This is a genomic window from Rhodococcus sp. 06-470-2, assembly GCF_002258235.1.
Classification (GTDB): Bacteria; Actinomycetota; Actinomycetes; order Mycobacteriales; family Mycobacteriaceae; genus Rhodococcoides.
In genome coordinates, this window is record NZ_NOYB01000024.1 from 56,400 (window position 1) to 69,782 (window position 13,383).

13 protein-coding genes are annotated in these 13,383 nt (G+C 63.9%); 7 read left to right on the top strand and 6 right to left on the bottom strand.

The window, feature by feature from the left end; translation table 11 throughout:
* Positions 1–7 precede the first annotated feature (7 nt).
* The 5 genes from CH276_RS12905 to CH276_RS12925 all read left to right on the top strand — a co-directional run bounded on the left by CH276_RS12905 (position 8) and on the right by CH276_RS12925 (position 6,660).
* Complete coding sequence (locus CH276_RS12905; protein ID WP_045199361.1) at positions 8–928, top strand: ABC transporter permease; 921 nt, start codon at positions 8–10, stop codon at positions 926–928.
* Complete coding sequence (locus tag CH276_RS12910) at positions 921–2,822, top strand: ABC transporter ATP-binding protein (protein WP_094630829.1); 1,902 nt, start codon at positions 921–923, stop codon at positions 2,820–2,822. The genes CH276_RS12905 and CH276_RS12910 overlap by 8 nt, the downstream gene beginning before the upstream one ends.
* Before the next feature lie 37 nt (positions 2,823–2,859).
* Positions 2,860–4,548, top strand: coding sequence for an ABC transporter family substrate-binding protein (locus tag CH276_RS12915; protein WP_141214702.1), 1,689 nt, complete (start codon positions 2,860–2,862; stop codon positions 4,546–4,548).
* Positions 4,549–4,760: 212 nt separating this feature from the next.
* The gene (locus CH276_RS12920) at positions 4,761–5,201 is read left to right on the top strand and encodes a hypothetical protein (RefSeq protein ID WP_141214703.1); all 441 of its coding nucleotides are present in this window, start codon (positions 4,761–4,763) and stop codon (positions 5,199–5,201) included.
* Between the two features lie 94 nt (positions 5,202–5,295).
* Positions 5,296–6,660 (top strand): acetamidase/formamidase family protein, encoded by a 1,365-nt coding sequence (locus CH276_RS12925; protein ID WP_094630823.1) that lies wholly within the window; start codon positions 5,296–5,298, stop codon positions 6,658–6,660.
* Between the two features lie 73 nt (positions 6,661–6,733).
* Here the strand turns inward: CH276_RS12925 and CH276_RS12930 are convergent, their stop codons facing one another.
* On the bottom strand, positions 6,734–7,351 hold the full coding sequence (locus tag CH276_RS12930) for a TetR/AcrR family transcriptional regulator (RefSeq protein ID WP_032394963.1): 618 nt from the start codon (positions 7,349–7,351) through the stop codon (positions 6,734–6,736).
* An 85-nt stretch (positions 7,352–7,436) separates the two neighbouring features.
* Here CH276_RS12930 and CH276_RS12935 point away from each other — a divergent pair, with 85 nt between their 5' ends.
* A complete protein-coding gene (locus tag CH276_RS12935) occupies positions 7,437–8,789 on the top strand; it encodes a cytochrome P450 (protein ID WP_094630822.1) in 1,353 nt (450 codons plus the stop codon).
* Here CH276_RS12935 and CH276_RS12940 read toward each other — a convergent pair.
* The 5 genes from CH276_RS12940 to CH276_RS12960 form a co-directional block, all read right to left on the bottom strand.
* Positions 8,786–9,655, bottom strand: coding sequence for an alpha/beta fold hydrolase (locus tag CH276_RS12940; RefSeq protein ID WP_094630820.1), 870 nt, complete (start codon positions 9,653–9,655; stop codon positions 8,786–8,788). The two genes, CH276_RS12935 and CH276_RS12940, sit on opposite strands and share 4 nt — an antisense overlap.
* Positions 9,656–9,702: 47 nt before the next feature.
* Entirely contained in the window at positions 9,703–9,999 is a 297-nt protein-coding gene (locus CH276_RS12945) for an antibiotic biosynthesis monooxygenase family protein (protein ID WP_094630818.1), read from the bottom strand.
* Positions 10,000–10,050: 51 nt separating this feature from the next.
* Entirely contained in the window at positions 10,051–10,698 is a 648-nt protein-coding gene (locus CH276_RS12950; protein WP_032395107.1) for a response regulator transcription factor, read from the bottom strand.
* Positions 10,695–11,774: a sensor histidine kinase gene (locus CH276_RS12955; protein ID WP_094630816.1), complete on the bottom strand. Its 1,080-nt coding sequence runs from the start codon at positions 11,772–11,774 to the stop codon at positions 10,695–10,697. Before CH276_RS12955 ends, CH276_RS12950 begins: the two co-directional genes overlap by 4 nt.
* A gap of 240 nt (positions 11,775–12,014) precedes the next feature.
* Positions 12,015–12,956: a UbiA family prenyltransferase gene (locus CH276_RS12960; protein ID WP_176459236.1), complete on the bottom strand. Its 942-nt coding sequence runs from the start codon at positions 12,954–12,956 to the stop codon at positions 12,015–12,017.
* 223 nt (positions 12,957–13,179) lie between these two features.
* On the opposite strand from CH276_RS12960, the gene CH276_RS28495 reads away from it, so the two are divergent.
* Positions 13,180–13,344, top strand: a complete 165-nt coding sequence (locus tag CH276_RS28495) for a hypothetical protein (protein ID WP_155290797.1) — start codon at positions 13,180–13,182, stop codon at positions 13,342–13,344.
* The last annotated feature ends 39 nt before the right edge of the window (positions 13,345–13,383 follow it).

A 13,383-nucleotide genomic window follows, 5' to 3' on the forward strand; every position in this document is an offset into this window, starting at 1 on the left:
ATCGGCGATGGCGACACCTGTGGTTCCCGAGATCGCTGCGGTCGAGGGCCCGAGCGACTCGACGGCTCCGATCACACGCAGGCGCTTGGTGCTGCGCCGGTTCCTGCGCAACCGGCCTGCGTTGGTGGGCATCGTGGTGTTGCTCGCGATGTTCGTCGGCGCATTCGTACTCCCGCACTTCATTCCCTTCACCTACGAGGAACTCGACGCGTACGCGCTCAACTCGCCGCCGACCACACGACACTGGTTCGGCACCAACCAGATCGGGCAGGATGTTCTGGCTCAGACGCTGCGTGGACTGCAGAAGTCGCTCATCATCGGCATGCTCGTCGCGCTCATTTCCACGGTGCTTGCCGGCGTCGTTGGCGCGGTGGCGGGATACTTCGGCGGTTGGACCGACCGCGCGCTGATGTGGGTCGCCGATGTTCTGCTCGTCGTCCCGAGCTTCCTGGTCATCGCTATCTGCTCGCCGCTGTTCCGCGACAAGAGCTTCTTCATCCTGGTGTTGCTGCTCGCGGCGTTCGCGTGGATGATCACCTCCCGCATCATCCGTGCGATGACGCGGTCGTTGCGTGAGCGCGAATTCATCCGTGCCGCCAAGTACATGGGTGCGACGCCGACGAGTGTCATCGGGAAGCACGTGCTGCCGTCGATGGCGTCGATCCTCATCGTCGACGTCACGCTCAACGTGGGTATCGCCATCATCGGTGAGGCGTCGCTGAGCTATTTCGGTTTCGGTGTCCAGCGGCCCGACGTCTCGCTCGGCACACTAATCGCGGACGGTACGTCGTCCGCGTTGACGTATCCGTGGCTGTTCGCGTTCTGCTGTGGCGCACTGGTCTTGATCGTGCTGGCAACGAACTTCGTCGGCGACGGCCTGCGCGACGCATTCGATCCGAACTCGACGAGGGGACAGGCACGTGGCTGAGACTGTGCCGGTGTTGAAGGTCAGCGGACTCGAAGTCAGCTTCCCGAGTGAGGAAGGCCGCGTCACCGCGGTCCGCGGACTGGACTATCAGGTCGACAAGGGCGAGGTCATGGCCATCGTCGGCGAATCCGGCTCCGGTAAGTCGGTGTCGTCCCTGGCCGTTATGGGGTTGCTTCCGCAGACCGCACGGGTCACCGGGTCCATCGAGCTGAACGGCCGTCAGCTACTCGGACTGTCCGACCGTGAGATGTCCCGTGAGCGTGGGCGTTCGGTGGCGATGATCTCGCAGGACCCATTGACTGCGCTGACGCCCATCTACCGGATCGGTGATCAGATAGCCGAGGCGATCTCGGTACACAATCCGTCACTGAGCAAGGTGAAGGTCCAGGAGCGGACCTTGGAATTGCTCGATCTGGTCGGCATCGCCGATCCGAGAACACGGGCCAAGTCGTATCCGCACGAGTTCTCCGGCGGTATGCGGCAACGCGTCGTCATCGCGATGGCCATCGCCAACGATCCCGACCTCATCATCGCCGACGAGCCCACCACTGCCCTCGACGTGACGATCCAGGCGCAGATCCTCGATCTGCTTCGGACCGCACGGGACGTGACCGGAGCGGGCGTCGTGTTCATCACCCACGACCTGGGAGTCGTTGCCGGCGTTGCCGATCGGGCCATGGTCATGTACGCCGGGCGAGCCGTCGAAAGTGCTCCAGTGGACGAGCTGTACGCGCACCCGTCCATGCCCTACACCGTCGGATTGCTCGGCTCCGTCCCTCGCCCGGATCGTCCCGCACAGGACCGTCTGGTGCCGATCGAGGGCACGCCGCCCGCTCTGGTGAATCTCCCGACCGGCTGCCCGTTCGGGCCTCGATGCCCGTTGCACACGGAGGCCTGCGACGAAGGCGAACCGCCGCTGATTCAGGTTGCCCCGAATCACAGTGCGGCGTGTGTCCGCATCGATGCGGCGACGGCCGAGTCGGTGGAGGCGGAGTTCGAGGGTGCCCCGAGGTCGGAGGCACCGGCCGAATTGGTGGTGACCGTGCCGAAGGATGCTCCGGTGTTGTCGGTGACCGATCTGCACAAGAGCTACCCCATGTTCAAGGGTTCGGTACTGCGGCGTCGGGCGGGGGAAGTGCCTGCGGTGCAGGGCATCAGCTTCGATGTCCACGCAGGGTCCACCTTGGCGATCGTCGGCGAATCGGGCTGCGGCAAGTCGACGACCCTGCTCGAGATCATGGAGTTCGTGAAGCCGCAGCAGGGCTCGATCAGAATCAACGGAGTCGAGCCTTACGGCCTGAGCCGAGCCGAGCAACGAAAGCTGCGCGCGCACATCCAGATCGTGTTCCAGGACCCGATGGGCTCGCTCGATCCGCGAATGCCGGTGGGGGAGATCATCGCCGAGCCGTTGAAGATCAACGGCGTGCCGGTCGACGAGCGCACCCGCCGGGTTCGGGAACTGATGGACACCGTCGGAATGCGTCCCGAGCTCGCCGATCGGTATCCCACCCAGTTCTCCGGCGGGCAGCGTCAACGTGTCGGCATTGCACGGGCTTTGGCGCTCAAACCGTCGATCCTGGTGCTCGACGAGCCGGTGTCCGCGCTCGACGTGTCGATCCAGGCGGGCGTGCTGAACCTGCTCCAGGATCTGCAGGAGGAGCTCGGTCTGGCGTATCTGTTCGTCTCGCACGACCTGTCGGTGGTGCGTCATCTTGCCGACGAAGTAGCGGTGATGCGCAACGGGGTGTTCGTGGAGAAGGGCCCGACGGCGCAGATCTTCGACGCACCCGAGGACCCGTACACACGGGCTCTCCTGAAAGCCATCCCCATCCCCGATCCGGTGCTCCAACGAGCCCGAATCGCCGAGGCCGCACAGCTGGCCGACGCCATCTGACCTTGCAGGTTATGTGCACACTGAGAAAGGTGAATTGATGAGAGCCAAGCTATTTCGGGCACTGGTCCCGATCGCGGTGGCAGTGACTACCGTCGGACTGGTGGCGGGGTGCAGCTCCGGCGACACCGGGCCCAACGCCGATGCGCCTGCGTCGTTCGAGAGCGGAGCGCAGATAAACCCGCATCCCATCAGCGATCTCCAGCAGGGCGGAAACATGAACTTCCCGCTCTCGCAGGTGCCGACCAATTACAACTACTACCAAATCGATGGCACGACGGTCGATGCGGCACGGTACTACCTGGCATTGATGCCGAGAGCATTCAATGCTGCAGCCGATGCAAGCCTGACGGTCGCGACGGATTTCTTCACCGACATCACCGAGTCCGAGGTCGACGGCAAGCAGGTCATCACCTACAACATCAACCCAAAGGCGAAGTGGAGCACCGGGCGTCCGTTGGACTACACAGACCTCGTGGCAACGTGGACTGCAAACAACGGTAAGGATCCGGCGTACGAGGCGTCCAGCACCGCTGGCTGGGACAAGGTCGAGTCCGTCGTCCGCGGCGAGAATGACCAGCAGGTCATCCTGACCTTTGCCGAGAAGTTCGGTGACTGGCGATCGTTGTACGAGCCTCTGATGCCAGCTGAGTCCATGGCCAGTGTCGACGCATTCAACACCGGATCTGTGAGCACGATGCCTGCCACCGCAGGCCCGTTCCGGATCCGGACCATCGAGCCCGGTGGCAAGCGCATTGTTGCCGAGCGCAACCCGGACTGGTGGGGCGAAAATCCCGCAGTGCTCGACACCATCACTTACCTCCCACTCGATTCGACAGCGTCCGTCGGCGCATTGCAGAGCGGCGAGATCGACTACTACGAACTGGGGAGCAGCGCAGATGCATTCAAGGTCGCCCGTGGTATCCCGAACGTCGACCTGCGGCAGAGCCTCGGGTCTCAGTACCGCCACTTCGACTTCAACGGTGCTCCCGGGCGCATCACGTCGGACAAGGCGGTCCGGTTGGCTCTGATGAAGGCGATCGACCGCGATTACCTGGCCACCTCGCAGCTCGGCCAGATCACCTCGAACCCGACGGTGCTCAACAGTCACATTTACGTCGACGGACAGAAGGGCTACCAGGCGAACAACGGCGACATCACGTTCGACCCGGAGAAGGCGAAGTCCGAGCTCGAGGCCGCCGGTTGGACGATGAACGGCGAGTTCCGCTCCAAGGACGGTCAGCAGCTCGATCTGCACGACATCATTCCGGCGGACACTCCGAACGCGACGCAGGAAGCGCAGATCATCCAGCAGAACCTCAAGGCTGTCGGTGCCAACCTCATCATCGATGCGGTGCCGTCGGACGACTTCTTCGAGAAGTACATCCTGGTGGGTGCTTTCGACGTCACCCATTTCACCTGGGAGGGAACGCCGTACACGTCCAGCAGTGACGGCATCTTCCGTTTGACGCCCGGAAGTACATTGCAGAACTACGGCCAGGTCGGGTCCGAGGAGATCAACGGGCTGCTCGACAAGGCCGCGGGCGAGCTCGACGACGACGCACGTATCGCCGACTACAACGAAGCGGACAAAGCGATCTGGGCCGAAGGCCACAGCCTGACGATGTTCCAGCGTCCGTTCACCTATGCGACGAAGTCGAATCTCGCCAACTTCGGCGCTCCGGGATTCGGTGACCTCGATATGTCGAAGGTCGGGTTCCTGAAATAGCTCACGGTCTCGGATATCCGGTCGGTGCCGCGGCAGCCACGTTGGTTGTCGCGGCATCGACCGTTGTCGTCATCGCACCGCTGAGTGTCTTCGTTGCGCTCGTCGTCCTCGTCTGGACGGGTTGGTCGGTGGCGTGCGCTCTCCTGTCCGGGCGATCAGCACAGACATCGACCGCCCGAACCACAGTGCGGCGAGTTCGGTTTCAGCACCGCATGCGGTCGCGCGGTTACCTGGAGGTCCACGAGAAAACAGGGCGGGCTTGGTACCCCGTCTACTTCCACACCGGGCTGCTGGCAATCGTTCCCGACGCCGCCGCGACCGTGAGCAGGTCGATCTTCGGTCGGCGTGCTTTCGTCGTGGAACCGGGGATTCTCGCCGTGCCGTCGGGGCGGCATCGCACGTCGTTACCTCCCGGCACACCCCTCGATGCCCCTCGCCTCAACGACGTCGATCTGCATACGCGCAGTGAAAGATTCGGATCGCTACGCCGCCGAATCATGCTCGACGCCCCTGCCGCAGTGGCCGGCCCGTTCATCGGTCTGCTGTGGCTGGTCGTCGACGGCGGGGGATTGGCCGAGTTCGTAGCCGTCACCGTTCTGGCTGCGGTCACTGCGCTCTGGTGGTCGGCGATCGGTGGAAGCGATCCCAGCTGAGCCGTCCTGCCGAGTACTTCGTCCGACGCATGTTCGTAACTGCCGAGAAACACCCTCGGTCTACGTTCGAGATTCGGACAATTCAGGAGGCATCATGGCGCGGTCGATGGCGGAGCAGGCAGCGGAGACGATCACCAAGGGAATCGGTCGACGTGGATTCATCCAGGCGGTGGCGGCATTGGGCGCAGGCGTCGGAATTGCCGGAACGGCAGCGTGTTCGTCGTCGTCGTCGTCCACCACCACCGCCGCCGCGAGTTCGTCGGCACCTGCACCGGTCGGCATTCTTCAGCCCGGATCAGGCGACATCTCCGGCGATCACTATCTGAGTTCCGAAGTCGACAAGGTCCTGTGGGGGTACGTCCCGACGGTCGAGTCCGAGTCGGTGCTGCAGATGAAGTCCGGCGAGACGGTGACTATCGACGCGCTCAGCCACGAAGGAATTCTCGAAGATCAGGGTCGCGATCCCGTCGAATTCTTCGGCAGCAAGGGCGTATCGGAATCCGACGTGCTGCAGGACGCCATCGACATCGCGGGCGGGTACGACCGCACGGTCCGTAACTTCGACGTCGACGGCCCTCATGTGGTGACGGGTCCGGTGTTCGTCGAAGGCGCGCAGCGCGGGGATGTACTCAAGATCGAGACGCTGGAGGCGATCCCCCGCGTTCCGTACGGCGTGGTGTCGAGCAGACACGGCAAGGGCTCGCTGGCGGTCACTGCGTCCGGTGAGGCACCAGCGGGGATCAGCCTGGACGAGGTGATGCCTCCGATCGCGAGCGACGGCAGGACCTCGGGTGACCCGACGCAGTACGGCAATATCTCCACGTTCACCGCCGTCGAGGACGGGCAGGGTGTGATGCGGTACGGCGATGCGGCCGTACGCTTTCCGCTGCGTCCCTTCATGGGCATGATGGGTGTTGCCTTCGCCAGCGACCCGGGCCTGACATCACCGAATGCGAATTCGATTCCCCCGACGCTCGGCGGCGGCAACATCGATGTCGGCCTGCTCGGCGTCGGGTCGACGTTCTACCTCCCGGTGTTCGCAGAGGGTGCGTTGTTCTACGTCGGCGATCCGCACATGGCGATGGGCGACGGGGAGGTCGCACTGACGGCGATGGAGGGTTCCCTGCGCGGCACCTTCCGTCTGACGGTCTGCAAGGCGGGTAGCGGTGATGCCCCGTCCGTCGCATACTCGTATCCCTTTGCCGAGAACGAGGATTCATGGATTCCGATCGGCCTGTCCGATCCGGACGGTGCCGTCGGCGGTCAGAGTTCGGACCTGAACGCAGCCATGCGTCGCGCAGTGGTCAACGCGCTCGACTTCCTCGAGAGCGACCTCGGCATGGACCGGGCGACGGCCTATGCCTACCTTTCCGCGGCCGCGAACTTCACCGTCTCGCAGGTGGTCGACAAGACGGTCGGCGTGCACGGCCAGATCTCGAAGGCGCACTTCGACCGATAGGAGTGCGCCTTCGGCGCAGTGGTGCGAATAAGTGCCTTCCGCGGCACCTGAACACGCCACTGCCGAAGGCACCTCAGCGGTGTGCCGTCGCGATGAAATGACGTGTTGCGGCGTCGACGATGTCGGCAGGGGCGATGTCGATTTCGTCGTTCAACCACGCGATGACCAGTTCGGCGAGTCCGCCGATGAACAGCAGGCCGTTGATCTCGGATTGTGGTTGCGGCCAGGCCTGTTCGCCGAACAGTTCACGTGACTGCTCGGCCACCAGATGGGCGAACGCGCGCATGGACTTTCGTCGATAATCCCGCAGTGAGTCGACGGCCAGTGACTCGATCATCGCGACGCGTCCCTTGCGGCGGTCGTCGGTGAGCACGCCGACGAACGCTGCTATGGCGTTGCGCACCTGTTCCTCGACGGTGGGGGCCGGGGAGTGCAACGCGTCCATAGCCGCTGCCCGGATCTCGTCGGATACCGACTCGACCACCTTCTCGAGCAAATCCTCTTTGCCGGAGAAGCTTTGGTAGAAGTAGCGCTCGGTCAGTTTCGCCTCCGCGCAGATCGCGGTCATGGTCGTGTTCTGGGCACCGGCCGTGGAGAACACTTCGAGTCCGGCTTCGAGCAACCGCGCGCGACGGTCGGCGGTGCGGTCGTCGGCACTCATGCCGTTGTACCTGCGCGTCGGGGAAGCCATGGGTAGATCTTGACAGAGGAAGCGGGTGTGACGCAGACTACATCTCATCTGACAGGACGCTCTGTCAGATTGACGGAGGTCGACAATGGCACGTGCTCTGGCTGCTCCCCCTGCTGATTCAGCGCTCCAACCGGTATACGGTGACGGCGGCATACCCGTCGTGGGGCACACACTCGAATACATCCGAGACCCCCTGAAACTGCTCGGGAGTCGGTGGGAGAAGTACGGCGAGGTGTCGTGGCTGACGATGGCCGGGCAGAAGTGGATCACCGTTCTCGGTCCGGACGCATGCCAAGAGGTGTTGCAGAACGCCGACAAGGCGTTTGCGAACGGTGACGGCTGGTCCCTGCTGATCGGCCCGTTCTTCCACGGTGGGTTGATGCTGCTGGACTCCGACGAGCACCTGAAGCACCGACGAATCATGCAGCAGGCCTTCACGAGGGACCGGCTCACCAAATCCGTCGAGGCGTTGAATCCTGTCACCGCAACCGGTTTGGACGCGTGGCAGGGCGGGCGCGACGTCCAGGTCTACCCGGCGCTCAAAGCGCTGACCCTGGAGGTGGCGACGAGCATCTTCATGGGCGGTGCCGAGGGCAGCACTGAAGCCGAGATAGCCGAGCTCAACTCGAGTTTCGTGGCGTGCGTTCAGGCTGCGACGTCGATCGTGCGCTATCGAGTTCCGGGAACGCGGTGGAAGCGTGGCCTCGATGGCCGCGCCATGCTCGAGCAGTTCTTCCGGCGCTACCTTCCGTCGCGGCGCGCCACCGAAACCGACGACCTGTTCTCGGTCCTGTGCCACATCGAGGGGAACGACGGCGAGCGATTCTCCGACGAGGAAGTGATCGACCACATGATCTTCCTGCTGATGGCTGCGCACGACACGTCGACGATCACGCTGTCGACGATGATGCAGTACCTCGGGCAACACCCCGAGTGGCAGGACAAGTGCCGCGCGGAGTCCGAGGCCCTCGGCACCGATGCGCCGACGCTCGCGCAACTCGACGAACTGCACGGTGTCGATCTGGTGATGAAGGAATGCCTGCGGTTGGTCTCGCCCACTCCGGTGGTGGCGCGACGCGCTGTCAAAGACACCGAGGTGCAGGGGAGGTTCGTACCCGCGGGGACGTACGCGTCGGTCGCGCCGCACTTCACGCACCACATGGAGCAGTACTGGCCGGAACCCGAGAAGTTCGACCCCGGCCGGTTCGCCGACGACCGCCGAGAGGACAAGGTGCACCGCTACGCGTGGGAGCCGTTCGGCGGCGGAGTGCACAAGTGCATCGGCATGTTCTTCGCGGGTGCCGAGATCAAGACGATCATGCACCACCTGCTGCTGCGATTCGATTGGTCGGTCGATCCCGATTACGTTGCGCCGCTGAACTTCACGTCGCTGCCCTTCCCGGAGGACGGGCAGCCCGTGCAGCTACGAAAGCGCTAGATCTTTCCGGCGCGGTCGGTGAGCCAGCCGATGATGTTCGCGGTGACCTCGTCACGGTTCGTCTCGTTGAGAATCTCGTGGCGGGCACCGGGGTACAGAGTGACGGTCACGTCGCTCATGCCGGCCTGGCGGTACCGGGCAGCGAGGGTTTCGATCAACTGTCCGCCGTCGGCGAGCGGGTCGTCGGTTCCCGACGTGATCAGGAGTGGCAGGTCGGAGCGGATCTGCTCGAGGTTGTGTGGATCGGCGAGCTTGTCGGCCTCACCGAACAAGGCAGGGACCGTCGACTCGGGGAGGTCGAAGCCGCACAGCGGGTCGGCGACGTAGGCATCGACTTCGGCCTCGTCGCGCGAGAGCCACTCGTACCCGGTGCGGTGCTCGAAGGCGGCGTTGAAGACACTGAGGTCACCAGCTGGAGCGTCGGCCATGCCGGCGGCGAGGATGTCGAGCGTGGTCGAACCCGACAGCACCACGCCCTCGTAGAGATCCGAGCGCTCGATCAGAACATGCTGCGCGGCAAAGGATCCCATCGAATGTGCGAACAGGAACAGTGGCAGGTCCGGGTATTCGTTCAGCAACGATTCGCCGAGTTGCTCGATGTCGGCCCACAACCCGGCGAACGCGGCAGCCCCGAAGTCGCCCGGTGTGTCGACGATCGACTCTCCGTGGCCGCGATGATCGGAGGCGACGACGTGGAATCCGGCGTCGTTCAGAGCGGCGGCGAAGCGGGCGTAGCGGCTGCCGTGTTCGGCGAGTCCGTGTGCGATCTGTACGACGCCGCGAGCCGGATCGACGGACGTGGTCCAGGTGTAGGTGCTGATCTCGATGTCGTCCTGCTTGGATACGAACGACGAAGCGTTGGCCACGACTATCTCCTCGAAACGGCGATGGGAACGAGACTCGAACCTATCTCCTATGCGTTCTCTATCGGGTCGAAATGCGAGACGACGGGGAACGGCTCGTAGAAGTGATGCAGCAGCGTCTTCCAGTCCTGGTACCGGTCTGACTTCCTGAAGCCCTCGGTGTGGTCTTCGAGGCGTTCCCATTCCCCCAGCAGAAGATAGACATCGGGCTGCTCGATGCCCCGCGACAGTGTCAGATTCACGAACCCCGGCATCGAGGAAATGATCGATTTCGCGTCGGCGAAGGCGGCCTCGAAATCGTCGGTTCGGTGGGGAATGACGTGCAGCAGGGCGTGTTCGATGATCATCGAGACAGTATGCGAGGCGGACTCGGGAACCGGTTCGGTGGGTCTGGAGCTCTAGACACCCGGAATTCCGAACGCCGAGGCCTTACGGACGCAGTCCACGCGTGAGACAGCACCGAGCTTTGCATAGATGTTGGTCAGGTGGCGTTTGACGGTGGATTCCGTGATTCCGAGTTCTCGGCCGATCTGATAGTTGGAACGTGCTTCGACCAGTAGGTGGAGAACTTCGAGTTCTCTGGGCGACAACAGGTTCGGCGGTCCGGGCGTCTCGGAGTCGAGCGCGGAGCTGATCGAATCGCGAGACGTGGACAGCAATACGTTGTCCGGACTGCGCTGGACCGAGTGGAGCCCGGCGATCAGCTGATCTCGCGCGACGGTCTTGGACAGAAATGCCGATGCCCCGGCATCGAGGAGGCTGCGCAACAGTTCGGCATCCTGGTGCATCGACAGGACGACGATCGAGACGGTCGGTGCTGCGGCGCGAATTGCCGTGACGACCGCGTGTGCTCCTGGGCCCGGCATTTCGATGTCGACCACGGCGATGTCCGGAACGTCTCGGGTGATGACCTCGATGGCGGTCGTTCCGTCCGGGCACTGCGCGACCACCTTGAATGCGGGGTCGGTCTCGATCAACGCTGCGAGACCGTCTCGAAAGAGTGTGTGGTCGTCGGCGAGGATCACACGGATGGCGTGCCCGGTCACCACCGAGTCCTCCCGAGCGATTCGGCGGTGCGGTCGAGCAACGGCAGCTGAACCTCGACCGTGGTCCCGCATCCTGGATCGGCCGTGATGACAGCGCGCCCCCCGAGCAACTCGGCGCGTTCGCGGATCGACGCCAGTCCGCCCACGATCTTGATCGCGGTGACCGCTCCGACGTCGAAGCCGCATCCGTTGTCGCGGACGACGGCGCGCAGTCTGTCTCGCTGGGTGGCGAGTTCGACGGTGATTGCGTCTGGCTTCCCATGGATGATGGCGTTACGGATCGCCTCTCGGAGTAGCAGGTAGAGCTCCTGAGCAACCTCGTCCGCCAGACCCGGTTCCTCCCCGGCGACCGTCACCTCGGAGACCGTTCCTTCGGGAACGGTCGATTCCAAGTAGGACGCCAACGACTGGCTCAGCGATTCGCCGCCCAACCGGACCCACAGATCCGCCGATACCTGCCGAGTGCTGTCGAAGCTCGACTTGATCGACTCTCGTGCAGTGGAAAGGTGGGCTTCGGCTCGGACCGGATCCCGCGTGCGGTAGTGGTCGTAGAGGTCGAGTTGTTGGAGGGCGGCACCCATTCCGTGCGCAATACGGTCGTGTAGGTCGCGGGCGATCCGGCTGCGCTCGTCCTGCTGCGAGGACAGGAGCTTTGTCAGCAGATAGTTGACGTACGGGATCGATCCGACAGCCAGGCGTTCCTGGATCTCCCGTTGCAGAGCGGTTCCCAGCGCGACGACGGTATCGGTCGAGGTCGGTGGGTCGACCGCCTCGACGAGTACGGGAAACAGGGCCTCGAACATCAATGTGGCCGCTGCCAGCGATTGGGTCGGGTGAATGCCTGATCGGGCGCGCTGCTCACCGATGGCTTCGCTCGGATCGGGCGAGGGCGGCGTCGATGTCGGCGTGCCGACAGCGGTGAACGCTGTAGCGATGACGCGCACCACGGCTTCCGCCTGACGCGTCAGCTGCACTTGCAACGATCGATCGGTCAGCACCGGGCTCCCCGAACCGTCGAGGAGGGCTGTGTACGCCGTGACCGCCCGCTCGACGAGTCGATTCGGTTCGACACTCACTTCGTTCGCCCCCGCCCTGGAGAACCGGACGGATCAGACCCCTGGAAAGCCTGATTCGCTACGCCGATCCCGATCGCGTCATATTAGCGGGACAAACAGCACAACTGGTACCGAGTGCACATGAACACGCACGTCGAGGCCCTTCCGTTCGAGACTTCGTTCGAAGCAGTTCACCTGTGGGTCACCGGTGATTCGATGCGTGGTCGGGTCGGCAATCGAATCGTGTTGTTCGGGCGTCTCTCACAGCAGCATGCACAGAGCGCCCGTGTGCGCACCGTATTGCGAGTACATGAAGGCGGTGTACGGGGTGCGCGCGTGCCTTCGACGTGATGATCCCCCCACCGCAGCGAACGCCGCAATCGCCGCTGCCCCGCAGGCCAATACCAGTGCCGGGACGATGAGTCGTTCCTCGAGTGCCCACGCCGAGACGGCGAATCCGACGCAGATGGCTCCGGCCGCCGACGCGATGACCAGGCAGGTGCCACGTTCGCTCCACATCGCCAGCGTCGACCGTCCGGCGGCCCTGTCGCCGTCGACGTCGGAGACGTCCTTGGCCAGACCGCCAACACCCATCCACGCCGACATCGCGATCGCGAATACGATCACGGCAGGCGTGACCTCGGTGCCGGCCGCACACACTCCGGCAGCGTAAGTTGTGAGCCCGCCTCCGAACACCGCGACCTGGACCCCCCACACGCTGTTCTTCAACGGCGCGGGCCCGACGGAATACAGAAAGCCCAGGGCGAGCATGACGAGCGCCGACATCAGAACCGGCCGGCCGGCCGACAAGCACAGAACCATACCCACGCACGCCAGAACAGTTACGAACCGGCGAGCCACTCCCGCATCGAGTGTGCCCTGCGCAATCGGTCGCATTGATCCGTTCACCCGGTCCTCGATGCGGTCGGCGAGACCGTTGAGCAGGTAGATCGACCACGTGAGGCACAGCCATCCCGCACAGCACAGTGCGGCGGCCGTCCACCGGGGAGCAGCTCCGGCGTCGAGCGACGCCACGGCGACCACCGCGATCAGCCGAAGCTGGAAGATGATCTGCACTGCGGGTCGAGCTTCGGACCAGGCAGATCGAATCGATGACCGCAGTGACCGATCGGGCGCACCGACGGCGACGAGATGACGCGGTGATGCAGTGCGGGGACCGACTGTTCCACTAGCGGTGGCCATGCGTCGATCGTCTACGGCCGGGTGGCTCACGTCCATTGCCCGAGGGTCGTAGTCCACTACGACCTTGGTCGTAGTGGGAGGTGCACCTTCGCGGCGACCCCATTGGCTTTCGGTGTTCTGCCACTTAACTTTCGAGTCGTAACACCGCATTCGACGGAATCGGAACCCGGCGTACGAGAACGACAGTCGCCGACTCTCATCGGCCTACGAAGGTGGAATGCACGTGAACACGGACTACGTCTGGTTGGCTTTGGGATGGATGGCTTTCATCGCGATCATCATCGTGGTGGTCGTGGTTGCACTGGTGGTCCTGGTACGCGGACGCCAGACGGCACCCCGCTCGGCCGATCACCGAACCTTGCCGACAGAGAACGACCCGGCGGAGTAGAACCCCGGATTCGAGCTGTAGCCCGCACTGCACCGTCGG